This window comes from Donghicola sp. (genome assembly GCF_025210255.1).
Taxonomy (GTDB): Bacteria; Pseudomonadota; Alphaproteobacteria; order Rhodobacterales; family Rhodobacteraceae; genus Donghicola; species Donghicola eburneus.
In genome coordinates this window covers 19,719-42,649 of the sequence record NZ_JAOARZ010000034.1, presented here as the reverse complement: position 1 = coordinate 42,649, position 22,931 = coordinate 19,719, and the positions used below count along the sequence as shown (strand labels likewise).

The window sequence follows — 22,931 nt, the reverse complement described above, 5'->3', positions numbered from 1 at the left end:
ATTGAAATCACCCTGTCATCGCCGTAAGGACGGTGACAGGGACCATCGCCGCTGTCGCAACAAGTGCAGCCGCAAAAGCCGCAAATAGCCCGTCACGGGTCAAGAGCGCGGTCGAGATCATCATGATCGCCAAACCCAAAATTGATGACGAAAATGGAACGATTTCCAAGAACGGCATCGCGGCGCCACACACAATGCACATAAATTCCAGAACTTTGCGCATGGGGCCTCGGACCATGAACGACATGCGCTTACGCGCGTGATCATCCAGCCAGTCCGCAGCCTTGCGCATCTTGAGCAGGGCGCCGCACATGCGTTCCCCACTAATCTTCTGGCGCATAACGAAATCAGGTAGCCACAGGTGGTCTGCCCCCCAAAACATCTGGGCGGACACAAAGGCCATGGTCAGGCCGCAAATTGATGAGAATAGGGGAATGCCACTAAGCGGTGAGACCACCAGCAGCGCGACAGCCATCAGCACGGGTAGAAACGATGTCGAACCGAACCCCGCAAGCAGCTCTCTCATCGTGACTTCGGATTTCTCCGCATGCCGCGACAGCCGCTCAACCACATCGCGCACAGGCCCGTTGGGGCTCTCCGGCTGTAGAAATGGTTTGGGGAAATAGACACGCATCGCAGGTCTGGGAGGCATAAGCCAATCCGTCTATAAAGGTGCTGGTAAAAAATTGGAAAAGGCAGTCCTGAGAACTGCCTTAGAGAGCGCTATTATTGCGCATTTTGCGATGCATCCGTGATCGCTTCGCCAGTATCTTCGATGTCACGACCGGCACCTTCAATGGTTTCACAAGCGGCCAGACCAAACAGGACAAGAATAGCTGCGGTCAGTTTGTTCGAGATAGTCATCAGGTAACCCTTCCGTGTTTTCGTTCTGAATATTCAACGCGGAAGGGTTGCTTATGTTCCGAATTTAAGCCGCTTGGCTCTCTTCTTCTTCGTCGTCGTACATGATGTCAAAGGTCACGTGGATGCCATACCGTTCGTCCAGATCTTCGACCTCGAACCGCCCCTGCAGCTGCGAAGCAAAGGACTTGATCAAGCCATGCCCAAGCGAGGGTTCGTCCCGAATTTGGGTCGCATCTATGTCCGATTTCGAGTTCACGATCGAGAAGCAAACCTCGTCATTGCCGAGGTCCGCAAGCACCAAGGAGATCCAACCGGTCTGCCCTTGGTGGCCGCCACAGTACTTCACCGCGTTGGTAATTGCCTCGGTCGCGAGCAACGACAGCGGAACCGACTGCTCTGGCGTAATCTCGACATTTGCGAAGTTGGTGCTGATCTTGACGCGGCTGTCCAGCCGGTCAATGCCGCCGACTACGACCATCTGGCTGATGATATCCTCGAGCAGCAAGTCAGCCCGGACCATCGATAGCTTGCGAGCTGTGTAGAGGTATCGGTGCACCGCAGCCAAAGCCATCACACGTTCCTGCACGCGGCGCAGCAGGCGCTTCGCCTCGTCGCTGCTGGCATTGCGGACCTGCATATTCATAATGCTACAGATCAGCTGCAAATTATTTTTGACGCGGTGGTGAACCTCTTTGAGAAGGGTGGTTTTCTCGGTCAGATCCTCTGCTCGCTGGCGTTCCTGTTCGCTCAGGCGTTGGGCCATCTCACGAAAGGCCTGTGCTACAGCCTCCAGCTCTTCGGGGGCGTTGTCCAGACGCGCGCTACTCACCTCGGACCGGCCTGCCGCGTAGAGACGCATCCAGACACGCAGGCGCTGGATGTGGCGGATCACCAGACGGTGGGTGCCGAAATAGGCAACCAGAATGCCGATACCCCACATCAACAGCGGGAAATATAGTGCCATCACACGGCCCATGAGCGGGAACGGCGCAATCTGCTCTGGCTCCCAGCTGCCCATGACAAAGGCTTGATCTTCCATGATCGGAACAACCGCGAACTGACGGTTCTCGCCGTTCTGATTGGGACCATTGTAAAGCTGACGGTTGGGCTGAACGAAATCAGACAGGGATCTGCCTTGGGGCAGAAAAGACACCAACTCTTCTTCGGTGAAATCCGCTGCAAGCAAAGCGCCGGTGGCATCGAAAATGACCAGATCGACCTTGTTACCTTCACTCTGGAGCATGATGTTCGCGAGCGCGTAGGGGATCGAAATCCAGACGTACCCCTGACGGGCCGAGGAAGAACCCACGGGAACTGCCAGGCTCAACGCAGCTTTCGGACCGGCCGACGTGTTCGACCAGAAATCCGCGTTGGGATCACTCTGTTGGATTTTGGAAAACAGGTCGCGCCCAATACGCAGAATCTCGTCCGATGTATCAGATGCACACGCAACGCGCCCCGAAGCGGTGATGTATCCAGCCATCGTATAGGTGTTGTCACCTTCGACCAGACTCTTCAGAACGCCGTTACACAGGTTCGCATCCTCGACCATCACGATCTCGGTCTCGGCCAGGGCTTTTGCCGCGCCGATCGCCTGCTGGATCAATTCGCGTTCGCGCGACGCGGCGCGCTCTGTCCGGTCCAAAAGCACGGTCTCGGACAGGTTATCAGATTCCTCCATGACTTGAGCGGTTTGATAGAACGAAATTAACGCCAGCGGTAAAATCGCCAGCGTCATCACCCCAATCAATCGCAGCGCCAACCCACCGGTGGCACTGCGCATCGCTTCAAGTTTGCCTTCACTCATGCAGCCGGTTTCCCCGAAAGCACCGCCATCGTCTTGCCGTCTGTGACCTCGAAGGTTTCATCTTCATCAAGGCCCATCAGTTCGGCCAGACGTTTACGAGCTCGGTTGGTGCGGCTTTTGATTGTGCCAACGGCACATTCACACATTTCGGCGGCTTCTTCGTAAGAGAACCCTTCAGCCCCAACCAGCGTCAGCGCTTCGCGCTGCTCATCGCTGAGTTGGGCAAAAGCGCCTTGGAAATCGCGCATCGCCAAGCTCCCGTCGTGGCTGGGCTTGACGGAGAGTTGACCTGCCATGACCCCATCGGGGTCTTCGACTTCGCGGCGACGCTTGCGGTGCAGAGAATAGTAGGTGTTGCGCAAAATCGTAAACAACCACGCCCGCATATTGGTACCGGGCTGGAAACTGTCAAAATTCGACCATGCTTTGACCAGCGCATCCTGCACTAAGTCATCCGCGGCTGCGCCATTCCGTGCCAAGCTTAGCGCGAAGGCGCGCATTGCAGGCAAATGGGTGACCAGCTCATCTCTGGGATCATTCATCTCAACACTCACGCACCGGCCTCATTGTTCGGCTTCTCGCCTTCAGACTGGCGAAGTTGTTCGAGTAGCTGGGTAAAACGATCCGGCACGGGTTCTGACGCCGCCGTTTGGTAGACGCGACGCAGATTTTCGTCGATCTGTTCGTCCAAACGGTTCTTGGGCTTATCCGACATCGTGTACGACCTATTGATTTTTTCACTTTATCGGGAACCAAACGCCGCTGGGTGCATTAGGTTCCCAACAAATTCAGTTTTTTTGAGGAAGCTATGACATCTTCTGCAGCGCCTACCGACATTTCGAAAACCATCGCAGCGGACCTTCCCTACCTGCGCCGTTACGCGCGGGCTTTGACCGGCACCCAATCGACGGGGGACAAGTACGCGATCATTACGCTCGAGACGATTCTGGCCGATCCTCAAATCTTCGACCGTTCCACCTCGCCGCGCGTGGCGCTGTTCAAGGTCTTCAATTCGATTTGGGTCTCTTCGGGCGCACCGATCGAAGAGAGCGTATCGCCCAACGGACCCGAGGCACGGGCCCAGATGCGCCTGTCGCGCCTGACTGCAAACACCCGCGAAGCGCTCTTGCTGCAGAGCATCGAAGGGTTCAACGCAGATGAGATCGGTGAGATCGTAGGCGTGTCCGGTGACGAAGCCGCCAAGCTGCTGGAAATCGCCCGCGACGAGATGAGCAAAGGCATTGTCGGTAATGTCATGATCATCGAGGACGAAGCCATCATCGCGATGGACATCTCGGAAATCGTGGCTCAGATGGGTCACGAGGTTACCGGTATCGCCCGTACCAAGACCGCAGCCGTTGATCTGGCACGCGAAACGCCCCCAGATATGATCCTTGCCGACATCCAACTGGCGGATAAATCGTCGGGCATCGACGCTGTAAACGAAATTCTGGCAGAGCTTGGCGACCGTCCTGTCGTGTTTATCACCGCGTTCCCAGAACGTCTGCTGACCGGTGACCGTCCAGAACCTGCCTTCCTGATCACCAAACCCTATTCCGAAGACCAGGTCCGCTCGGCTGTCAGCCAGGCAATGTTCTTTACCAGCACCGAAACTCTGATGGCGTAACACCCGCTGTCACCACATCAAAAAGCCCCGATGCTTCGGCACCGGGGCTTTTCTGCGGTCTGCTTTGCGGACTCACGTCACTCGGCTGCAATGGAGCGCAACATCCAAGCAGCCTTTTCGTGGAAAGCCGAGCGCGCAGTTGCCATGTCGTCTGTCACGGGATCGTTGGACTTACCGGCAAGTTCAACCAGCGCATGCATACGGTATGCGATCCGCTCGTGATCGGCAGCCAGTTCCTCCACCATTTCGCGGGCATCGGGCGTTCCGTCGGCGTCCTTGATCACCGAACGTTCACAAATTTCACCAAGTGACATCGGTGCCAGCGATCCCAGAGCACGGATGCGTTCCGCCAGTTCGTCCGCAGCCTCGAACAAGTTTTCATACTGTTCTTCGGTCAAATGGTGCAGCGAATAGAATAGCGGCCCCTCTACGTTCCAGTGATACGCGTGAGTTTTGTACATCAGGCGGTAGGTGTCCGCCAAAACATCCGCCAAACCGGTCGCGACCGCACCGGGCTCGGTGACGCCGGTGTTTACTTTTTGCGTTTGCGGGGTGGTCTGTAGAATGTCTTTCATAACAAGCCTCCAGATTAATAGTTAAATTCGGTGAAAGCCGGATCTGCGGCGGGGGTTACCCGCGCACCATTCGAGCAATCAGCGTGACAACGAAGAGCACCAAGAACAGGAAGAAGAGGATTTGCGCGATGCCAGCCGATGCCGACGCGATTCCGCCAAAACCAAAGACACCAGCAACCAGTGCAACAACAAAGAAAATAAGGGCCCAGTAGAGCATGAGTTCATCCTTTCAACGAATATGTGCAATCTGGGGCTGAAACGTCGCCGGACGGAAAATGGTTCCAAAAAAGGCAGTCGAAAAAGATTCATACAGAACGAAATTCCATATGGAACCTTTTCGATACCAGCGCGTTCTACTGTCGAACATTTTATTTCTGATGAGGTTTTCTAATGCCTACCACCAAGACAGCTCCCGACATGCAGGATCTTTCGGCTCAAATCGAAGCACTGAAAGCTGACATCAGCCAGATCACAACGACTCTGACCGAGATGGGAACAGCGCGCAAAGATGCCGCTGTAAACAGCGCAAAGTCGCAAGCTGAGCACCTACGCGCCGAGGGCCACAAGCAACTCGAGATGGCTCAATCCACCGCCGAAGATTATGGCGCGCAGGCAGCAGACGCGATCCGACGTCAGCCCGCAGCAGCTGTGGGCATGGCCGTCGCCGCAGGCTTTATTGCCGGTCTTCTGACAAGCCGCAAATAATGCCCCTGATGTTACAGAGCCTGCAATACACCGTTCAGAGTGCAGCCAAACGCGCTGCGCTCTCGACATTGGCGGGTCTGATGATTGTGGTGGGGCTTGGTTTTCTGACCACAGCCCTGTTCATCTTGATCGCGTCTACACACAGCGCGTTGTTCGCGACGTCAGTGATTGGCGGCATATACTTCGGCGTCGGCCTGATTTTGTTGGCCATCTCTATGCCGTCTCGCCGCCGCAGAATCCCTCACACTCCGGCGATTGATCCAACCGCAGCCGTGATCGCCCAAGTGACCGAAGGATTTATCACCGGCCTACACGCCGGACGCGCGACACGCCGCTGATTTTTCTACATCGCTAGACAAAAAAAAGCCCCGCCAATTGGCGGGGCAGTTCCCATTACGGGATTGGGACGAGCCGATCAGAGACCGCTGGGAATGGTGACCCTGACTGGATGCGGGGATAAGGGACAGCCCCGCTGCTCATAATTGTAACGCGCTGCCACTGGAAAAGGTTTCCAGAAAAATTCAAAAAATTACCGGCGGGACCGCGGGCCGGCAATAAGCCAGATAATAAAGCCTACCACGGGCAAGATCAGAACTAGAAGGATCCACAGAACCTTGCTTCCTGTGCCACGGTTCGATCCGACGATTGAAACCAGAGCCCAAATATCCAAAATCAGGATAATGAGGCCACCAAGACCGCTGATTTCCAACATGTACGAAAATCCTTTCTGAAAGTGCCGCCCGCAAAGGTGGCTTTAAACCTGACGCCGGATGGAACGTTTCGCTCCGCCTGACGTTGAAAACTTGAATGCTTTCGACGCCCAAAGGTTCCGAGATGAACAGCCACACCCCCAGTGAAACCCCTGAAAATCAATCTTCAGCCGCTGCAGTCAAAGGTGGGGATGTCTGCGTCATACTCAACCCGAAATCTGGCAAAAAAGAAACCAAGCCGGATCCTGATGAACTATCCCAGATGATGCAGCGCGCGTTCGACGCCCCGTGCGACATCAAGCAGGTTTCAAAGGATCACTCGCCCACCAAATTGGCCGAAGATGCGATCCGCGAAGGGTATCGCATTGTGGTTGCCGCTGGCGGAGATGGTACGATCGCGGGTGTTGCGAATGCGTTGATGGATACGGATGTCGCGATGGGTGTGCTGCCCATGGGGACCTTTAACTATTTTTCTCGCGGGCTTGGCCTGCCCGAAGACATACCCGAAGCGATTGAAACCTTGGGTCGGTCGGCACCCAAGCCCATGCACGTGGGCTGCGTGAATGGCGAAATCTTTTTGAACAACGCCAGTTTGGGCGTTTATCCCAGCATCCTGCGAGAACGCGAAACCCTCTACAAAAAATGGGGTCGCAGCCGGATCACCGCGTATTGGTCGGTACTGTCAGGGTTAATGGGACTTAAGCGCCCCTACGATCTAACAGTGACCGTGGACGGGGAAACGACGATCCACAAAAAAACTGCGCTCGCGTTCGTGGCAAATAGCGCCTACCAACTCGAGGCTTTCAGCTTGGATGGCGCAGAGGACGTGCGGGACGGAAGTTTTGCACTCTACCTGACGAATGCGACCAACTGGCGCCAGCTGATTGCCCATGCCATGAACCTGTTTCGCAACACCACAGAGCATGGTCGCGAGTTCCAATTGCTGATTGGCAAGGACATCGAGATCGATGTCGCCAGAAAAAAGCACATGTGGATTGCTCGAGACGGAGAAAAAGAGCGCATGAAGGCGCCTTTTGTATTTAACCTGCGGGAGAATGCCTTGAACGTGATGGTGCCCAACTCCGCATGAAGACCCTCTACCACATTTCGGATTTGCACTTTGGCAAAGACCGACCAGAACTCATCGCGCCTCTGCTCGCGGAACTTCAAAAAGCAGACTTTGTATCGATTTCTGGGGATTTAACCCAGCGGGCGCGGCCCTCCCAGTTTGTGGCCGCGCGCAATTTTATAGAACAGATCGAACCGCCGACGCTGGTCGTGCCGGGCAACCACGACGTCCCACTACACAATCCGTTCAGGCGGTTCGTGACCCCTTATCGCAACTACAAGAAATACGTGACACGCAATTTCTGGCCGGAGATCCGAACGCCCGAGCTTTCGGTGCTCGGTCTCAACACCGTGGCCCCTTGGCACTGGCAACGCGGGTCAATTGACGGGCATCAGATCGGTCATCTTTGCCGCCGCCTCTCTCAGTTGCAGGGGCTGAGGGTGTTGGTGGCACATCATCCATTCGAACAATCAGAGGATAGCTCCAAAGCGCTCATGCGCGGCGCGGGCAAGGCCTTGGGCAAATTGGCGGATGCAGGGCTTGATCTGGTCCTGACCGGGCACCTGCACCAATGGCGAGATGACCCCTTTGTTGCCAAAGGCAGCGGACGTCAGGTCATGCAAATCCACGTGGGCACCGGACTGTCCTCGCGTTTACGGAACCAGCAGAACGATTTCGCGATCATTCGCACAGATGGCGATCACGTTGAAATCACGCGTATGTCCGAAAATGGGGGAAGGTTCGAACCCGCCCTGACCCGCGCATATTGCAGGACAGAGCGGGGATGGCAAAGCGCTGACCAGAGCGGCTGAGAGTCAGTGGCGGCAGCGCCCGCTTTGCCGAATTCGCCTTGATGTGCCCAAGTAAGGCGAAATGACGCAGTTACAAGTTTCAAATGCATACAAAAAAGTGAAAGCGCTTGTGACAATCTGAAATCGCGAAAACACATCGGTTAGTTGCGGGGCGAATCCGTCACAAAAAAGGCCTGATCGCAAAATACGATCAGGCCTCAACCAAGTTTGATGAGTGGTTTGGAGTGGTCAGCCGAGGCTGTGGGCGACATCGTCACGATCCGCACGGATGCGATAAACAACGACGAGCGAGACGAGAGTCGATACGAGTGTTGCAGCTAAGGCGAGCAGAAGTACGGTTACAAGCCCTTGAAAACCTACGATTATTCCGTACACAACCAACACAGTGAGAGGGACATGGATACCAACAAACGCGACCGCCATGAGCTGGAATGTCACTCTATCAATTCCTTGAATAAGTGATTGCATTGCGATGGTCTCCCTTGCTGTTATGCAACTACTAGAACCTAACGGATGATAGATCCCAGAATGTACGATCAAGTTTCTCACGAAATTTCCCGCATGGCTACGGGAGAACGCAAAGCGCTTGATCGTGTCTATAGATTAACGTCCGGAAAGGTTTTTGCGATACTTTTAAAAATTCTTCGCAACAGGTCTGACGCAGAAGACGCCTTACAGAACGTATATGTTAAAGCATGGCGAGGCGCGCCACGGTTTGACCCATCGCGAAGTGGGGAAGCGTGGATCGCCACCATTGCGAGAAACGTCGCAATTGACCATATCCGCAGCAGTCGGCGGAATGTGTCAGATTCTGAGGAAGTCGACATGGTGGCCGATCCGGTCCAAACCTCGAGTGAGCAGTGGCAGATGCGCAAGGATCTGGTTCACTGTCTTGAAACACTGCCAGCCGAACAGGCGCGGGCTGTGGTTCAAGTGTACTTGCACGGCCTCTCTTACCAAGAGGTTGCCGACATCCTTGGGTCACCGTTGAACACGGTGCGAACCTGGCTGCGACGGAGCTTGTTGAAGCTTCGAGAATGTTTAGGAGGCGAAGATGACTGAAGACCATCAGATCATGGCCGCTGAATATGCCATGGGGTTACTGGACGGCGAAGCAGAACTTCGAGCCGAACGGTTGCGCCGCATTGACAAGGCGTTTGATAACGCTGTTTGGTGGTGGGAAGAGCACCTGTCCGGTGCCATTTCCCAAGTAGACCCTGTCGCGCCACCGCGTAATGCGCTGGCAGGGATTCATGACACGCTCTTTGCAAAAGAAATAAAAACAGCCAAAGGCAAACTGCGTTGGAAGCCGATCGTCGGCGGGATTGTGAGCGTCAAAGCCGCACTCTTGTCTGCTTATCTGGTCTCCCGCGCCGTAAATACAGAAAGCTACGTGGTCGAGACGCGATATGGGGACGCGACCGTGAGCTGGAATACACGTGCTGGCACACTGCAGCTCAAAAGCCAAAGCAACACAACTCTACACCTCTGGAAGAAGGTGGGAGACGGGTTCAGCTACTTGGGCTCTGCTGGAAGCAAAATCACAGCTGGTTTTGTGGCAGGTGATATCATTATCCTGTCTGCTGACGGTCCGCTGGCGACGGCGCCAGAACCGATTGGGCAGACAACACTGCTTGCTGAATGAAAAAGGGGCCAATTGGCCCCTTTTTTAATTCCACATGGCGTCCATTTCTTCGAACGCATCCCTGAGGGCTTGGCTCCACCCTTTGGACAAAGCGTCAAATTGGGGGTCGTCAGCCTCGATCCGGCGGTGGTCGGACATACACAACTCGTCCGAGCGTAGCACTGTCAGATCCAGTGGCATCCCAACGGACAGGTTCGAGCGAAGTGTCGAATCCATCGACAGCAGCGCAGCCGTCACTGCGGTCTTCAACGGGGTTTCCCGTGTGATGACACGATCAATAATGGGCTTGCCGTACTTGTGCTCGCCGATCTGGAAATAGGGGCTGTCCTCTGTCGCCTCGACAAAGTTACCGGCCGCGTAGACGTGGAACAGACGCTGTCGGCCGCCTTTGCGCTGGCCAGCCACGATGATCGACGCGATAGAGCTTTCGCCCATCTGCGCCAGCGCCGCGCCGTGGCGTTGTTGGATCGTCCGCATGGCGTCGCCTACAATTTCAGCAACGCGAAACATGGACTGCGCACTGAGCAGCGTGTCGATGCCGTCTTGGGGTTCGTCGATGTTTTCCTGTAGCAAACCGATCACCGCTTGGGTGATGGCAAGGTTGCCGGCCGTCATCAAACAGATAGCCCGATCGCCCGGGATCTCCCATGTGAAGCTTTTGCGAAACTTGGAAATGTTATCGAGACCCGCATTCGTGCGAGTATCAGAAAGACAAACGATACCTTCGTTTAGCAGCATCGCCAGACAGTAGGTCACAGTAGCTCCTCCAGAGGGAAAGACACACACTCAAGTATCCGTGCCCTTCCCCCGAAACAAGTGACACTTTTAAGGTTCGCATACCTCAATAGTGCTAGTGCCTATTGCTTCATCGTCTAGCGAATCACGATCCACCTGCGAGAAGAAGCCGTAGCTCTCGCCCAGCTCATTGGCGAGCTGGTTCGTCTCTGTGATCATTTCAGTCAGCCATTCGTGCAGGCCAAAATCGATGATGGAGTGCGCGTCCGCCGAGCGGAGCTTATCGCGCGAGGCGCGCGCGATGTCGGAGGCCTTGCGCTGTGCTTTGGTGTGCACCCCGATATTGTCGATGTTGTCGCAAATCGCCTCGTAGGAATAACGCAACGAGCGCGGCGATTGGCTATTCACGACCAGCAGATCAACCACGCGCGGGGCGCTGACCTGTTCACGATAGACATGGCGGAACGCACGCAAAGCATTCGCAGCCCGCAAAATCTGCTGCCACTGAAGCAAGTCCAAGCCGGCCCCAACCTCGTCCGCTTGGGGGAGCAGCACGTGATATTTCACATCCAGCAGTCGCGCTGTCGCATCGGCGCGCTCGATATGTTTGCCCAGTTCGATGAACCACTGGCGCTCGTCCCGCAGAAGCGTGGAATTGATCGCGCCGCGGAAAGTAAAGCTTGCGGCAAGCACGCTCTCCACAAAGTCCGCATAGCGACGCTCGTCGGTATCGGCCATCGTCTTGGTCCGGAATTCGGCCCATGTAGTGTTTATCGCAGTCCAGACTTCGGACGTTATCGCACCACGCATGGCTCGGGCGTTTTCCCGCGCGGCGTGGAAACAGGATTGAATGCTCGACGCGTTGTCCTTGTCGAACGCCAAATGGAAGGTCGCGCTGTCGCGGTCGGCATCCTCCAACGTCTCGCCAAAGGTTTCACGACATCCCGCCGCGATGATAATCGACGGCCATTCCGTATTTCCGGCAGCCTCCGCGCCGGGCAGACCTTCGATCCGGCGGCCAGCGTCCAGCAAACGGGCGTTGTTTTCGGCGCGCTCGACGTAGCGCGACATCCAGTACAGTCCTTGTGCGGTACGGCTCAGCATTACAAACGATCCCCTCGCAAAACCCACGTATCCTTAACGCCGCCACCTTGGCTGGAGTTCACCACAAGCGAGCCCTCACGCAGGGCCACACGGGTCAGACCACCCGGAATAAGTTCCGTTTTGCCCTTACCCGAGATCACAAACGGGCGCAGGTCCACATGGCGCGGAGCGAGTCCTTCTTCGCTGAGTGACGGGACCGTCGACAGCGCCAAGGTGGGCTGCGCGATGTAGTTACCGGGGTTCGCCTTGATCAGGCCTTCGAACTTCTCGATCTCGGCCTTGGTCGATTTCGGGCCAATCAGCATGCCGTAACCACCCGAACCGTGGACTTCTTTCACCACCAGTTCAGACAGATTATCCAGCACGTATTTGCACTCGGATTCGTCCGCACACTGCCACGTCTCTACGTTCGGCAAGATCGGCTCTTCGCCAAGGAAGAAGCGGATCATTTCCGGCACATAGACATAAGTTGCCTTGTCGTCCGCTACGCCCGCGCCAGGGGCATTGACGATGGTCACACCGCCAGCCGCATAGGCCCGCATCAGACCTGGCACACCCAGCATACTGTCGGGATTAAAGGCTTCGGGATCCAAGAATGCATCATCGATCCGGCGATACAGAACGTGGATTCGCTCTGGCCCGCGGATCGTCCGCATAAAGAGCATGTCGTTCTCAACGAACAAATCCTGCCCTTCGACTAGTTCGATGCCCATAATATCAGCGAGGAAGCTATGCTCGAAATAGGCCGAGTTATAGTGGCCAGGCGTCAGAATCGCTAATGTGGGTCGGCCGTCGCAGTCGTCGGGGGCGACGGACTGCATCGCGGCGGCCAACATATCGCCATAATGATCAACCGGACGAACCTGCCCGCTACGGAACATCGACGGCATGATGCGCTGCATCACTTCGCGGTTCTGCAAAACATATGAGATGCCAGATGGCGTGCGGCAGTTGTCCTCGAGCACGTTGAACTCGTCAGGTCCGGTACGCACCAAATCGACGCCAATGATGTGCGAGAAGATGTCACCGACCGGCTGAATGCCCTGCATAATCGGCTCGTAGGCGGGGTTACCTTCGACCAGACGGGCGGGTATCTTACCGGCTTTGATAAACTCGCGCTTACCGTAAACATCGGTCAAAAAGGCGTTCAGCGCGCGAGCGCGTTGGATCGAACCGCGTTCAATCACGTCCCACTCGCTCGAGGAAAACACGCGGGGCATCAAATCAAACGGGATCAGTCGCTCGGGGTCGCCCCCCTCTCCGTACACCGCAAAAGTAATACCATTTCTTCGAAACAGACCTTCCGCCTCGTTCTGGCGAAGTCGCAGATCCTCAGCTGTTGTCGCCTTGGCCCATTCGGCCACATCGGCATACGCTGGCTTAATTCCTGCGCGGTCTTTCATTTCATCGTAATACGCGACCACACAACCCCCCAATAACTCTAGCTATCCATGGTTGAGTGGTGCAGGTTTACACCAAGACTTCAAGCGTATCGCATACCATTTGCTTACCAAACGTACGGACTGCCCAAAATTATGACAATTACTGTCTCGCTCAAACACCGCACCACTTACTCATATGACAAGCTGGTCGGTCTTGGCGCCCACATCGTCCGCCTGCGCCCCGCACCTCACACGCGGACACCCATCAAAAGTTACGATCTGCAGATTACCCCGTCAGACCATTTCTTGAACTGGCAGCAAGACGCGTTCGCGAACTGGCAGGCCCGTCTGGCCTTTCCGGAGAAGGCCAAGGAGCTGAGCGTGACCGTCACGCTGGTCGCCGAAATGGTAGCGATCAATCCGTTCGACTTCTTCCTCGACGACTCCGCGATGGAAATGCCGTTCGAGTACGAGCGGGAACTGCGCGTCGATCTGGCCCCCTATCTGGCGCAGGTGGATCAGGCGAACGACACCGCCGAGCACCGCGAAGCGTTTGAAAAGGTGATGAAGGACGCGCCCCAGCCCGAGGGCGTGACCATCGACTGGCTGGTCGCATTGAACAGCTATCTTCAGCAGTCCATCGCCTATACCGTTCGCATGGAACCCGGCGTCCAGAAACCCGGCGAAACAGTCAGCAAGGCGCTCGGCTCTTGCCGCGACAGCGCATGGCTCATGGTCGCGATGCTCCGCCGTTTCGGCTATGCGGCGCGCTTTGTGTCCGGCTACCTGATCCAGCTTGCCGCAGATCTAAAGGCAGTCGACGGCCCTTCTGGGCCAGAAGAAGATTTCACCGACCTGCACGCGTGGTGCGAAGTGTACCTGCCCGGCGCGGGCTGGGTTGGGCTTGACCCGACATCCGGTCTGTTCGCAGGCGAAGGCCACATCCCTCTGGCCTGTACGCCCTCGCCCTCGTCCGCCGCGCCCATCACCGGCGCGCACGAACCGGCAGAGGTGGCGTTCGACTTTGAGATGTCGGTCACCCGCATCGCGGAGCCGCCGCGTATCACACGCCCGCTCACACCGTCGCAATGGTCCGAAATCGACCGCGCGGGCAAGATTGTAGACAAAAAGCTACAAGAAAATGACGTGCGTCTGACTATGGGCGGCGAGCCAACCTTTGTGTCAGAAATGAACCGTGACGCCGACGAATGGACCATCGGCGCGGTTGGGCCGACCAAACGCGATTACGCCGACAGACTGATCCGCAAACTCCGCGACCGTTTTGCGCCCGGCGGTGTCATTCAGCACGGCCAAGGCAAGTGGTATCCCGGCGAGCCCCTGCCCCGCTGGGCATTTGCGCTGATCTGGCGTGGCGATGGCAATCCTGTGTGGTCCGACATGAGTCGCATCGCCGAGGAGAAGCAGACCAATGCCGACCACAAGTCGGCCGAAAACTTTATGAACCACCTGACCCAAGCGCTCGATGTCGAGACCGAGGCAGCCATGCCTGCCTACGAGGATCCGCTTGAGTTCATGGAGATGGAGCACAAGCTGCCTGCCGACCTGTCGCCTGCCGACAACCGGTTGGAAAACCCAGTGGACCGTCAGCGACTGGCCCGCGTCTTTGACAAAGGCTTCAAAGACCCCGTCGCCTATGTCCTACCCCTGCAGCTCGCGCAGGCCGAGGACAAGCGTCCCAAGCGCCGTTTCCGCTGGCAAGCCACCCGATGGACAACGCGGCGTGGCCAGATTTTCCTGATCCCAGGTGACAGCCCAGCAGGCTTCCGTCTGCCTCTGACTGCACTAAACGCCTATCCGGCAGCCGATCCCGAAATGTATCGCGATCCGATGACCCAGCCCCGCGAGCTGGAGCCGGAAACCGAGAAAGACGTCGATAAAAAAGCCGAGGAAAACCTGCGTCAGATGCGCATCCGGTCCCAGCAGGATTGGGTCGGCTCTGGTTCGCTGGTATCTAGCCCCGGCAACTACGCGCGCACCGCACTGTCGGTCGAACCACGCGATGGAAAGCTGACGGTCTTCCTGCCGCCGACCCCCTCGGGAGAGGCCTATATCGATCTGATCGAGGCGATCGAGGAAGCCTCGGCAGCCAGCGGCGAACCCATCCGGATCGAAGGCTACGAGCCGCCCCACGATCCGCGCCTGAACGTGATCAAAGTAACCCCCGACCCCGGCGTGATTGAGGTCAACATCCATCCTGCCCAAAGCTGGGACCAACTGAGCGAGATCACCGAAGTCCTGTACGAAGAAGCGCGTCAGTGCGGGCTGGATTCGACCACTTTCCAGATTGACGGCCGCCCTGTCGGCTCGGGAGGCGGCAACCACATCGTGGTCGGAGGCAACACCCCCGCGGACAGTCCATTCTTGCGCCGCCCTGATGTTCTGGGGTCGATCATCCGCTATTGGCAGAACCACCCGTCGCTGTCCTACCTGTTCTCCGGCCTCTTCATTGGCCCGACCTCGCAGGCCCCACGCCTAGACGAGGCGCGGCACGATGCGCTCTATGAAATGGAGATTGCGCTCAAGGAACTGGACCGTCTGGGCCAGAACCCGCCCCTTTGGCTGGTGGACCGGATCTTCCGCAACCTGCTGGTGGACAGCACAGGCAACACCCACCGCGCCGAGATTTGCATCGACAAACTCTACTCGCCCGACGGCCCCACCGGCCGCTTGGGTCTGGTCGAGTTCCGCGGGTTTGAAATGCCGCCCCATTGGCAAATGAGCATGGCCCAAGCCCTGATCATCCGCGGCCTGATCGCGTGGTTCTGGGAAGAGCCGTATCGCGGCTCGCTCAAACCTATGGGCACCCATCTGCATGACAGCTACCTGCTGCCGACCCCGCTATGGGACGACTTCAAAACTGTCCTGAATGACCTATCTAACGCCCACGGCGTTCCTTTCGACATTGAATGGTACAAGGCGCAGCTGAACTTCCGCTTCCCCGTCGCAGGGCAGTCCAAGGTTGGCGACACGACCATGACCATCCGCAACGCCATCGAACCTTGGCTCGTCCTTGGCGAAGAAGGCGTGCCCGGCGGCACCGCACGGTATGTGGACAGCTCGGTCGAGCGAGTCGAGGTCCAGCTGCAAAACTTCGACGCCAGCCGCTATCAGCTGCTGTGCAACGGGGTCGTGGTGCCGGTGACCAAGATGTCTGACGGCTCGCACGTGGCTGGTATCCGGTTCCGGTCGTGGCAACCTTGGAAAGCGCTGCACCCGACAATTCCGGCCCATGGCCCGCTGCGTCTGGTGATTTACGATCCTTACAACGGTGTCTCTATTGGCGGCGCGACCTATCACACGTTCCACCCTGGCGGACGCTCGCACGACAATCGTCCGATCAACGCACTCGAGGCCGAAGGCCGTCGTATGGCGCGTTTCTTCCCGGGGGCGGACTTGGCACCAGGCCAAACGCCCTCGTTCCTCGGCACGCATCCAGACTTCCCCATCACCCTAGACATGCGTCGCACATAATTTACGCAAATACGCTCATGAAACAATCACACCGCCAAGCAACCCCCTGTTTGGCGGTGTTTTCACGCAAAGATGAGTGTCACTTCGCCTAACAGGCAGGCAGGACTCACAGGACTGTCTGACAAAGTGCGAGTGCCATGCCTCCCGAAGCGAGCCCCCTCTCCATTGTGCTGGTCGAGCCTGACAAGAACCGCGCCCTCCAGATTATCGACAGCCTCAAAGCTGCTGGGAACTACGACATCCGCGTCATTGCCGAGAGCACGGGCCTTGCCCGCGCGGTCGCGTCTTTTAACCCCGATGTAGTGCTGGTCGATCTGGCCAACCCCTCGCGCGATATTATCGAAGAACTGTCGATCGCCTCGACCCCGCTGGAACGTCCGGTCGCGATGTTCGTCGACCAATCCGACGACGCCATGACCAAGGCTGCGATCGAAGCTGGCGTCTCCGCCTATGTGGTGGATGGACTACGCGCGGATCGGGTCAAACCCATCCTTGATGCCGCGATCACCCGCTTTCACATGTTTAGCCGTGTCCGCAAGGAATTGGAGACGACCAAGCGCGCCCTCGAAGAGCGCAAAGTGATCGACCGTGCCAAGGGCTTGCTGATGAAAGCTCGTGGGATTGACGAGGATGCTGCCTATAGCTTGCTCAGGAAAACAGCGATGGACCAGAACAAACGGGTTGTTGATGTGGCCTCAGCCCTTGTCACAGCAGCGGGGCTTCTTGGATGAAGAAAGTTGAGCTGACCGTCGGATACATTCCTCTACTGGACTCTGCACCGCTACTGATGGCGCAGGAGATGGGGTTCGCCGCCCAAGAGGGACTAGACCTGAGCTTTGAGAAGGCGCCCTCTTGGTCCAGTTTGCGGGACATGCTGGCATTTGGCCGCGTCGATGCGGCCCACATGCTAGCGCCTGTCCCCGTGGCGCTATCGCTGGGTTTAGGTGGGGCGCTGCCGCCCCTACATGCAGCGATGACCACTTCGGTGAACGGCAACGTCATTGGTGTCAGCATTTCGTTGGCGGAAAAGATGCGAAGCAACGGCGCTACGCTCGATTTTCGCGATGCGACCAGCATTGGCCACGCGATGATGACATCCAAAGGCGCGCGCCTGCGGATCGGTGTGCCCTTCCCCTTCTCGATGCACGCAGAGCTGCTGTACTACTGGCTGAGCGCGCTAGGATATGCGGCTCCGCAGGGACTGGAAATCCGCACGGTTCCACCGCCACTTATGGCGAATGCTGTGGCGAGCGGGGAAATCGATGCCTTCTGCGTGGGCGAGCCGTGGGGTTCGATCGCAGTGGAACGTGGGTATGGCGAATTGATCCTGCCCACCTCTGCGATCTGGAATTTTGCACCCGAAAAGATCCTTGCCATGCGCAAGGACTGGATCGCTGACCGTTCCGAATTGGCGCAGCGCCTTATCCGAGCCGTCTGGCGTGCAGGTCGCTGGCTCTCGGACCCTGACAGCCACACGACCGCGACAGAGATCCTGAGCCGCAAGGATGTGCTGAACGTTTCACGTGAAGTCATCGACCGCACTTTGTCCGGTCAGCTGATTGTAAACCAGCGCGGTGAGGAGCGGCACGTGCCGAATTTCATCGAGTTCCACAAAGGTGCGGCGACCTTCCCTTGGAAATCCCAAGCCGCATGGATCGCGCAGCGCATGGCGACCCGTCTCGGCTTTGAACCATCAGGCGCAATGAGCACGGCACGGGACGTCTTCCGAACCGATCTTTATCGCAAAGCACTCGCTGAAACGACGGCCGCCCTGCCCGGCGCATCCGAGAAAGTTGAAGGCGCAATCGACCAACCGGAACCCGCCGCAAGCGCCAAAGGATCGCTGATTCTGGAGCGCGACCGTTTCTTTGATGGCGCGGTTTTCGACCTTTACGCTGAAGGGTGCTCATGAATTGTGCAAGTGCGGCATTTCCGAATGCTGAACTGCGGCGAAACGGAACATTTTTAAATTTGCGACTTCCAGACTCATAAATCGCGCCGCAATATGGATGCAGATGCAGCAAAGACGCTACGTCTGATACAGAATTCTCCCATTGATCGGGAAAATCTTTGAGCAAAGCCGCTCGACCCGTCGCGATCCTCCCTCGCGATGCGTGTCAGCGGCTTTTTGCGTTTTGCCGGAACGAACGGCACCTACCAACAGAGGAAGTAAAGAATGAAGAAATTCGTGATGGCCCTCGCTGCGAGCACCGCCCTGACCGGCGCGGCCTACGCACAGAGCATGGACCTCGAGAAAGACGAACTGACCTTCGGCTTTATCAAGCTGACCGACATGGCGCCCCTCGCGGTAGCATACGAACAGGGCTACTTCCTTGACGAAGGTCTGTTCGTCACTTTGGAAGCACAGGCAAACTGGAAAGTTCTGCTGGACGGCGTGATCGACGGCAAACTGGACGGTGCGCACATGCTGGCCGGTCAGCCTCTGGCGGCGACCATCGGCTTCGGCACCGAAGCACACATCATCACCCCCTTCTCGATGGACCTGAACGGCAACGGCATCACCGTTTCCAACGAAATCTGGGAAGAGATGAAGCCCAACATTCCCGTTGGCGACGACGGCAAGCCCGTACACCCCATCAGCGCGTCGGCTCTGAAGCCCGTTGTTGAGAAGTACAAATCCGAAGGCAAGCCCTTCAACATGGGCATGGTCTTCCCCGTTTCGACCCACAACTACGAACTGCGCTACTGGCTGGCTGCAGGTGGTCTGGAGCCCGGCTACTACAGCACCGACAACATCTCGGGTCAAATCGCAGCAGACGTTCTGCTGTCTGTAACCCCTCCGCCTCAGATGCCCGCGACCCTCGAGGCCGGCACCATCTACGGTTACTGCGTGGGTGAGCCTTGGAACCAGCAGGCCGTATTCAAAGGCATCGGCGTTCCGGTCATCACCGACTACGAACTCTGGAAGAACAACCCCGAGAAGGTTTTCGGCATCACGAACGAGTTTGCCGAAGAGTACCCCAACACCACCAAAGCGGTTGTGAAGGCCCTGATCCGTGCGGCCATGTGGCTGGACGAGAACGACAACGCCAACCGCCCCGAAGCGGTGGAAATCCTGTCGCGTCCTGAATACGTCGGCGCTGACTACGACGTGATCGCGAACTCGATGACCGGCACCTTCGAATACGAAAAAGGTGACAAGCGCGAAGTTCCCGACTTCAACGTGTTCTTCCGTTACAACGCGACCTACCCCTACTACTCGGACGCGGTCTGGTACCTGACCCAGATGCGCCGCTGGGGCCAGATTTCCGAGGCCAAGCCTGACAGCTGGTACGACGAAGTCGCAAAGTCGGTCTACAAGCCTGAAATCTACCTCGAAGCGGCGCGCGCTCTGGTTGACGAAGGTCTGGCAAACGAAGCTGACTTCCCCTGGGACAGCGACGGCTACAAAGCCGAGACCCCTGCCGAAGACATCATCGACGGCATTCCTTACAACGGCAAAACGCCCAACGCTTACCTCGACAGCCTGCCGATCGGCCTGAAGGGCGACCAGACTGTCGTTGGCACCGAAATCCAAGGCTAACTCCTGAAACTTCAGGGGGCGTCCTTCGCCCCCTGCTTTTCTCCCTGTCCGTTCATTCCTCACCTCTTCCGCAGCCGCAGGAGCCCCGCATATGACCATCGCCGATCCTGAGTTTGCAGCCGCACAGGCCCGCGAGGCCCGCCGCGCCAAACTCTTTACCCGCATCAATTCCGCCGACAAATGGCTGACCGTTCTGGGTCTAGGCTGGGTCACACCGATCCTGCGCGCCGCCGCTGGCGACAACCCTCAGGCCCAAGCCAAAGAAATCTGGCGCCTGCTGGGAACCCCCGTCCTGGCCATTTTGGCCTTCCTCGTGCTCTGGGGCACGCTTGCGCCGCAGGTTCAAACCTCGCTTGGTGCCGTCCCCGGCCCCGCTGCTGTGTGGGAAGAAGCAGTTAACCTGCACGAAGACGCCGAAGCCAAAGCCGCCAAGAAAGCACAATTCGAAGAGCGCCTAGACGCCCGCAACGAAAAACTGATCGCCGCCGGTCAAGCCGACAAGGTCAAGAACATCGAATACACCGGCGCGCCCAGCTACTACCAGCAGATCTGGACCTCGATCAAAACCGTGTTCTTCGGTTTCTTGCTGGCGACTGTCGTTGCTGTACCGCTCGGGATCATGGCTGGCCTGTCGCCCTATGCGAACGCCGCGCTGAACCCGATCATCCAGATCTTCAAGCCCGTCTCTCCTCTGGCATGGCTGCCTATCGTAACCATGGTCGTGTCGGCCACCTACACCACTTCAGACGGTTGGTTCGACAAAGCGTTCCTGACCTCGGCGATCACCGTGACCCTGTGTTCGCTGTGGCCGACCCTGATCAATACCGCGCTTGGCGTGGCCTCGATAGACAAAGACCTGATCAACGTGTCCAAAGTTCTGAAAATGAATACCTACACCAAGATCACCAAGCTGGTTCTACCCTCGGCTCTGCCCCTGATCTTCACCGGTCTGCGTCTGTCGCTCGGTGTAGGCTGGATGGTTCTGATCGCGGCCGAAATGCTGGCCCAGAACCCCGGTCTCGGCAAATTCGTCTGGGATGAATTCCAGAACGGTTCGTCCAGCTCGCTCGCTCGTATCATGGTAGCTGTGTTCACCATCGGCATCATCGGCTTCGCCCTTGACCGTCTGATGTACGCGATCCAAGCCGCCTTCACCTTCTCGAACAACCGGTGATCGATATGGCTGTCATCGAATTCAAGAATGTCTCCAAAAGCTTCGGCACGGGTGAGCATACCACCCACGTTCTGAAGAACATCAACCTGAATGTCGAAGAGGGCGAGTTCCTCGTTCTCCTCGGCTTCTCGGGCACCGGCAAGACCACCTTGATCAACCTGATGGCGGGCATCGAAAAGCCCACCACTGGCGGCGTCACCTACCGCGGCAAGGAAATTACTGGCCCTGGCCCCGAGCGCGGCGTGATCTTTCAAAACTACTCGCTGATGCCTTGGCTCACCGTGCACGGCAACGTCATGCTGGCGATGGACACCGTCTTCCCCAAGATGCCCAAGGCAGAAAAAGAAGAGAAGGTTGCTCATTACATCCAGATGGTCGGGCTGAGCCACGCTACCACCCGCCGCCCGGCCGAACTGTCTGGCGGTATGCGGCAGCGTGTAAACGTGGCCCGCGCTCTGGCGATGAACCCTGATGTTCTGCTGTTGGACGAGCCTCTGTCCGCATTGGACGCTCTGACCCGCGCCAACTTGGGCGACGAGATCGAGGCGATCTGGAACACTGATAAGAAGACCTGTGTCCTGATCACCAACGACGTGGACGAAGCCATCCTTTTGGCCGACCGCATCATCCCGCTGAACCCCGATGGCACCTTGGGCGACGAAGTGCGCGTTTCCATCCCCCGTCCCCGTGACCGGATGGCGATGAACCACGACGAAACCTTCAAGCAACTGCGCATGCAGGTGACCAACTACCTGATGGACGTCGGCATCGAAGCCAAAGTCGAAGGCACCCGCCAACTGCCCAACGTCACCCCGATCCATGGCGTTCCGACAGTAGTCAAGGATGCACAAGAGGGCCTGATCGAAGAGCGTTTCCTCGACTTCAGCCAGCTGCATAAAATCTACCCCACACCCAAGGGCCCGCTTACCGTGGTCGAGGATTTCGACCTCAAGGTAAACCGCGGCGAGTTCATCAGCCTCATCGGTCACTCGGGCTGTGGTAAATCCACCGTTCTGACCATGGCCGCAGGTCTGAACGACATCTCCAAAGGCGCGATCAAACTCGACGGACGCCATGTCGAAGGCGCCGACCCCGAGCGCGCGGTTGTGTTCCAGTCGCCAAACCTGTTCCCTTGGCTGACCGCCAAAGAGAACGTGGCAATCGGTGTGGACAAGGTTTACCCCCGCGCGTCTCAGGCAGAGCGTCAGGACGTGGTCGAGTACTACCTCGAGCGTGTTGGTCTGGCTGATGCGATGGACAAAGAAGCCAGCTCCATGTCGAACGGCATGAAGCAGCGTGTGGGTATTGCCCGCGCCTTCGCCCTGTCGCCCAAGCTGCTTCTGCTGGATGAACCCTTTGGCATGCTGGACTCGCTGACCCGCTGGGAACTCCAAGAAGTGCTCATGGAAGTCTGGTCGCGCACCAAGGTGACCGCGATCTGTGTGACCCACGATGTCGACGAAGCGATCCTGCTGGCCGACCGCGTGGTCATGATGACCAACGGGCCGCAGGCCACCATCGGCAAGATCGTGGATGTCGACCTGCCGCGCCCCCGCACGCGTAAGGCGCTCCTCGAGCATCCGGACTACTACACATACCGACAGGAAGTTCTCGACTTCCTTGAGGAGTACGAACACGGCGCCAAACCAAAACCCAAAGCGCCAAAGGCGATCGCCGCGGAGTAAG

The 22,931-nt window shown here is 57.4% G+C and carries 25 protein-coding genes; 13 read left to right on the top strand and 12 right to left on the bottom strand.

Features of this window, described 5'->3' with window-relative positions; translation table 11 throughout:
* Positions 1–7: 7 nt before the first annotated feature.
* From N4A58_RS15635 to N4A58_RS15615, 5 genes are all read right to left on the bottom strand, one after another.
* Positions 8–652, bottom strand: coding sequence for an exopolysaccharide biosynthesis protein (locus N4A58_RS15635; RefSeq protein WP_293711151.1), 645 nt, complete (start codon positions 650–652; stop codon positions 8–10).
* A 74-nt stretch (positions 653–726) separates the two neighbouring features.
* Entirely contained in the window at positions 727–864 is a 138-nt protein-coding gene (locus N4A58_RS15630) for an entericidin A/B family lipoprotein (RefSeq protein WP_072709942.1), read from the bottom strand.
* A gap of 64 nt (positions 865–928) precedes the next feature.
* Positions 929–2,671, bottom strand: coding sequence for a sensor histidine kinase (locus N4A58_RS15625; protein ID WP_293711150.1), 1,743 nt, complete (start codon positions 2,669–2,671; stop codon positions 929–931).
* Positions 2,668–3,213 carry an RNA polymerase sigma factor gene (locus N4A58_RS15620; protein ID WP_072710012.1) on the bottom strand — a complete coding sequence of 182 codons (546 nt, stop codon included), beginning with the start codon at positions 3,211–3,213 and terminating at the stop codon, positions 2,668–2,670. Before N4A58_RS15620 ends, N4A58_RS15625 begins: the two co-directional genes overlap by 4 nt.
* A gap of 8 nt (positions 3,214–3,221) precedes the next feature.
* Positions 3,222–3,386: a NepR family anti-sigma factor gene (locus tag N4A58_RS15615; RefSeq protein WP_143095393.1), complete on the bottom strand. Its 165-nt coding sequence runs from the start codon at positions 3,384–3,386 to the stop codon at positions 3,222–3,224.
* Positions 3,387–3,479: 93 nt separating this feature from the next.
* Here N4A58_RS15615 and N4A58_RS15610 point away from each other — a divergent pair, with 93 nt between their 5' ends.
* Positions 3,480–4,298 carry a response regulator gene (locus tag N4A58_RS15610; protein ID WP_293711149.1) on the top strand — a complete coding sequence of 273 codons (819 nt, stop codon included), beginning with the start codon at positions 3,480–3,482 and terminating at the stop codon, positions 4,296–4,298.
* 77 nt (positions 4,299–4,375) lie between these two features.
* Here N4A58_RS15610 and N4A58_RS15605 read toward each other — a convergent pair whose 3' ends face one another.
* Together N4A58_RS15605 and N4A58_RS15600 are read right to left on the bottom strand one after the other, a co-directional pair.
* Complete coding sequence (locus tag N4A58_RS15605) at positions 4,376–4,873, bottom strand: DNA starvation/stationary phase protection protein (protein ID WP_072709936.1); 498 nt, start codon at positions 4,871–4,873, stop codon at positions 4,376–4,378.
* Between the two features lie 55 nt (positions 4,874–4,928).
* Positions 4,929–5,090, bottom strand: coding sequence for a DUF1328 domain-containing protein (locus N4A58_RS15600; RefSeq protein ID WP_072709925.1), 162 nt, complete (start codon positions 5,088–5,090; stop codon positions 4,929–4,931).
* 173 nt (positions 5,091–5,263) lie between these two features.
* Here N4A58_RS15600 and N4A58_RS15595 point away from each other — a divergent pair, with 173 nt between their 5' ends.
* A complete protein-coding gene (locus tag N4A58_RS15595) occupies positions 5,264–5,578 on the top strand; it encodes a DUF883 family protein (protein WP_072709924.1) in 315 nt (104 codons plus the stop codon).
* Positions 5,578–5,916 carry a phage holin family protein gene (locus tag N4A58_RS15590; protein ID WP_293711148.1) on the top strand — a complete coding sequence of 113 codons (339 nt, stop codon included), beginning with the start codon at positions 5,578–5,580 and terminating at the stop codon, positions 5,914–5,916. Before N4A58_RS15595 ends, N4A58_RS15590 begins: the two co-directional genes overlap by 1 nt.
* A 191-nt stretch (positions 5,917–6,107) precedes the next feature.
* On the opposite strand, the gene N4A58_RS15585 is transcribed toward N4A58_RS15590, so the two are convergent.
* Positions 6,108–6,290: a PLDc N-terminal domain-containing protein gene (locus N4A58_RS15585; protein ID WP_072709920.1), complete on the bottom strand. Its 183-nt coding sequence runs from the start codon at positions 6,288–6,290 to the stop codon at positions 6,108–6,110.
* A 95-nt stretch (positions 6,291–6,385) separates the two neighbouring features.
* Here N4A58_RS15585 and N4A58_RS15580 point away from each other — a divergent pair, with 95 nt between their 5' ends.
* Positions 6,386–7,378 carry a diacylglycerol kinase family protein gene (locus N4A58_RS15580; protein ID WP_293711147.1) on the top strand — a complete coding sequence of 331 codons (993 nt, stop codon included), beginning with the start codon at positions 6,386–6,388 and terminating at the stop codon, positions 7,376–7,378.
* Positions 7,375–8,169, top strand: a complete 795-nt coding sequence (locus N4A58_RS15575; RefSeq protein WP_293711146.1) for a metallophosphoesterase — start codon at positions 7,375–7,377, stop codon at positions 8,167–8,169. The genes N4A58_RS15580 and N4A58_RS15575 overlap by 4 nt, the downstream gene beginning before the upstream one ends.
* Positions 8,170–8,397: 228 nt before the next feature.
* Here N4A58_RS15575 and N4A58_RS15570 read toward each other — a convergent pair whose 3' ends face one another.
* On the bottom strand, positions 8,398–8,637 hold the full coding sequence (locus N4A58_RS15570; protein ID WP_072709916.1) for a hypothetical protein: 240 nt from the start codon (positions 8,635–8,637) through the stop codon (positions 8,398–8,400).
* Between the two features lie 60 nt (positions 8,638–8,697).
* Here N4A58_RS15570 and N4A58_RS15565 point away from each other — a divergent pair, with 60 nt between their 5' ends.
* Positions 8,698–9,231: a sigma-70 family RNA polymerase sigma factor gene (locus N4A58_RS15565; RefSeq protein ID WP_072709914.1), complete on the top strand. Its 534-nt coding sequence runs from the start codon at positions 8,698–8,700 to the stop codon at positions 9,229–9,231.
* Positions 9,224–9,814: a hypothetical protein gene (locus N4A58_RS15560; RefSeq protein WP_293711145.1), complete on the top strand. Its 591-nt coding sequence runs from the start codon at positions 9,224–9,226 to the stop codon at positions 9,812–9,814. The genes N4A58_RS15565 and N4A58_RS15560 overlap by 8 nt, the downstream gene beginning before the upstream one ends.
* Before the next feature lie 24 nt (positions 9,815–9,838).
* Here the strand turns inward: N4A58_RS15560 and N4A58_RS15555 are convergent, their stop codons facing one another.
* The 3 genes from N4A58_RS15555 to N4A58_RS15545 all read right to left on the bottom strand — a co-directional run bounded on the left by N4A58_RS15555 (position 9,839) and on the right by N4A58_RS15545 (position 13,056).
* Complete coding sequence (locus tag N4A58_RS15555) at positions 9,839–10,570, bottom strand: peptidase (protein ID WP_072709910.1); 732 nt, start codon at positions 10,568–10,570, stop codon at positions 9,839–9,841.
* 69 nt (positions 10,571–10,639) lie between these two features.
* The gene (locus N4A58_RS15550; RefSeq protein WP_072709908.1) at positions 10,640–11,653 is read right to left on the bottom strand and encodes an alpha-E domain-containing protein; all 1,014 of its coding nucleotides are present in this window, start codon (positions 11,651–11,653) and stop codon (positions 10,640–10,642) included.
* The gene (locus N4A58_RS15545; RefSeq protein WP_072709906.1) at positions 11,653–13,056 is read right to left on the bottom strand and encodes a circularly permuted type 2 ATP-grasp protein; all 1,404 of its coding nucleotides are present in this window, start codon (positions 13,054–13,056) and stop codon (positions 11,653–11,655) included. The genes N4A58_RS15550 and N4A58_RS15545 overlap by 1 nt, the downstream gene beginning before the upstream one ends.
* Before the next feature lie 132 nt (positions 13,057–13,188).
* Here N4A58_RS15545 and N4A58_RS15540 point away from each other — a divergent pair, with 132 nt between their 5' ends.
* The 6 genes from N4A58_RS15540 (at position 13,189) to N4A58_RS15515 (ending at position 22,930) form a co-directional block, all read left to right on the top strand.
* The gene (locus N4A58_RS15540) at positions 13,189–16,527 is read left to right on the top strand and encodes a DUF2126 domain-containing protein (protein WP_293711144.1); all 3,339 of its coding nucleotides are present in this window, start codon (positions 13,189–13,191) and stop codon (positions 16,525–16,527) included.
* 137 nt (positions 16,528–16,664) lie between these two features.
* On the top strand, positions 16,665–17,258 hold the full coding sequence (locus tag N4A58_RS15535) for an ANTAR domain-containing response regulator (protein ID WP_293711143.1): 594 nt from the start codon (positions 16,665–16,667) through the stop codon (positions 17,256–17,258).
* Positions 17,255–18,439 carry an ABC transporter substrate-binding protein gene (locus N4A58_RS15530; protein WP_293711142.1) on the top strand — a complete coding sequence of 395 codons (1,185 nt, stop codon included), beginning with the start codon at positions 17,255–17,257 and terminating at the stop codon, positions 18,437–18,439. Before N4A58_RS15535 ends, N4A58_RS15530 begins: the two co-directional genes overlap by 4 nt.
* 264 nt (positions 18,440–18,703) lie before the next feature.
* Positions 18,704–20,071 carry a CmpA/NrtA family ABC transporter substrate-binding protein gene (locus N4A58_RS15525; RefSeq protein ID WP_293711141.1) on the top strand — a complete coding sequence of 456 codons (1,368 nt, stop codon included), beginning with the start codon at positions 18,704–18,706 and terminating at the stop codon, positions 20,069–20,071.
* 91 nt (positions 20,072–20,162) lie between these two features.
* On the top strand, positions 20,163–21,245 hold the full coding sequence (locus N4A58_RS15520; RefSeq protein WP_072709897.1) for an ABC transporter permease: 1,083 nt from the start codon (positions 20,163–20,165) through the stop codon (positions 21,243–21,245).
* Between the two features lie 5 nt (positions 21,246–21,250).
* Positions 21,251–22,930, top strand: coding sequence for a nitrate ABC transporter ATP-binding protein (locus tag N4A58_RS15515; protein WP_293711138.1), 1,680 nt, complete (start codon positions 21,251–21,253; stop codon positions 22,928–22,930).
* The last annotated feature ends 1 nt before the right edge of the window (position 22,931 follow it).

Excerpts from the sequence above, each read along its gene's own strand:
- N4A58_RS15580 (WP_293711147.1), top strand. The coding sequence starts at position 6,386 with ATGCTTTCGACGCCCAAAGGTTCCGAGATGAACAGCCACACCCCCAGT.
- N4A58_RS15595 (WP_072709924.1), top strand. The coding sequence starts at position 5,264 with ATGCCTACCACCAAGACAGCTCCCGACATGCAGGATCTTTCGGCTCAA.
- N4A58_RS15530 (WP_293711142.1), top strand. The coding sequence starts at position 17,255 with ATGAAGAAAGTTGAGCTGACCGTCGGATACATTCCTCTACTGGACTCT.
- N4A58_RS15620 (WP_072710012.1), bottom strand. The coding sequence starts at position 3,213 with ATGAATGATCCCAGAGATGAGCTGGTCACCCATTTGCCTGCAATGCGC.
- N4A58_RS15615 (WP_143095393.1), bottom strand. The coding sequence starts at position 3,386 with ATGTCGGATAAGCCCAAGAACCGTTTGGACGAACAGATCGACGAAAAT.
- N4A58_RS15550 (WP_072709908.1), bottom strand. The coding sequence starts at position 11,653 with ATGCTGAGCCGTACCGCACAAGGACTGTACTGGATGTCGCGCTACGTC.
- N4A58_RS15605 (WP_072709936.1), bottom strand. The coding sequence starts at position 4,873 with ATGAAAGACATTCTACAGACCACCCCGCAAACGCAAAAAGTAAACACC.
- N4A58_RS15635 (WP_293711151.1), bottom strand. The coding sequence starts at position 652 with ATGCCTCCCAGACCTGCGATGCGTGTCTATTTCCCCAAACCATTTCTA.
- N4A58_RS15610 (WP_293711149.1), top strand. The coding sequence starts at position 3,480 with ATGACATCTTCTGCAGCGCCTACCGACATTTCGAAAACCATCGCAGCG.
- N4A58_RS15560 (WP_293711145.1), top strand. The coding sequence starts at position 9,224 with ATGACTGAAGACCATCAGATCATGGCCGCTGAATATGCCATGGGGTTA.
- N4A58_RS15600 (WP_072709925.1), bottom strand. The coding sequence starts at position 5,090 with ATGCTCTACTGGGCCCTTATTTTCTTTGTTGTTGCACTGGTTGCTGGT.
- N4A58_RS15520 (WP_072709897.1), top strand. The coding sequence starts at position 20,163 with ATGACCATCGCCGATCCTGAGTTTGCAGCCGCACAGGCCCGCGAGGCC.
- N4A58_RS15625 (WP_293711150.1), bottom strand. The coding sequence starts at position 2,671 with ATGAGTGAAGGCAAACTTGAAGCGATGCGCAGTGCCACCGGTGGGTTG.
- N4A58_RS15570 (WP_072709916.1), bottom strand. The coding sequence starts at position 8,637 with ATGCAATCACTTATTCAAGGAATTGATAGAGTGACATTCCAGCTCATG.
- N4A58_RS15540 (WP_293711144.1), top strand. The coding sequence starts at position 13,189 with ATGACAATTACTGTCTCGCTCAAACACCGCACCACTTACTCATATGAC.
- N4A58_RS15575 (WP_293711146.1), top strand. The coding sequence starts at position 7,375 with ATGAAGACCCTCTACCACATTTCGGATTTGCACTTTGGCAAAGACCGA.
- N4A58_RS15515 (WP_293711138.1), top strand. The coding sequence starts at position 21,251 with ATGGCTGTCATCGAATTCAAGAATGTCTCCAAAAGCTTCGGCACGGGT.
- N4A58_RS15565 (WP_072709914.1), top strand. The coding sequence starts at position 8,698 with ATGTACGATCAAGTTTCTCACGAAATTTCCCGCATGGCTACGGGAGAA.
- N4A58_RS15525 (WP_293711141.1), top strand. The coding sequence starts at position 18,704 with ATGAAGAAATTCGTGATGGCCCTCGCTGCGAGCACCGCCCTGACCGGC.
- N4A58_RS15545 (WP_072709906.1), bottom strand. The coding sequence starts at position 13,056 with ATGAAAGACCGCGCAGGAATTAAGCCAGCGTATGCCGATGTGGCCGAA.
- N4A58_RS15585 (WP_072709920.1), bottom strand. The coding sequence starts at position 6,290 with ATGTTGGAAATCAGCGGTCTTGGTGGCCTCATTATCCTGATTTTGGAT.
- N4A58_RS15590 (WP_293711148.1), top strand. The coding sequence starts at position 5,578 with ATGCCCCTGATGTTACAGAGCCTGCAATACACCGTTCAGAGTGCAGCC.
- N4A58_RS15535 (WP_293711143.1), top strand. The coding sequence starts at position 16,665 with ATGCCTCCCGAAGCGAGCCCCCTCTCCATTGTGCTGGTCGAGCCTGAC.
- N4A58_RS15630 (WP_072709942.1), bottom strand. The coding sequence starts at position 864 with ATGACTATCTCGAACAAACTGACCGCAGCTATTCTTGTCCTGTTTGGT.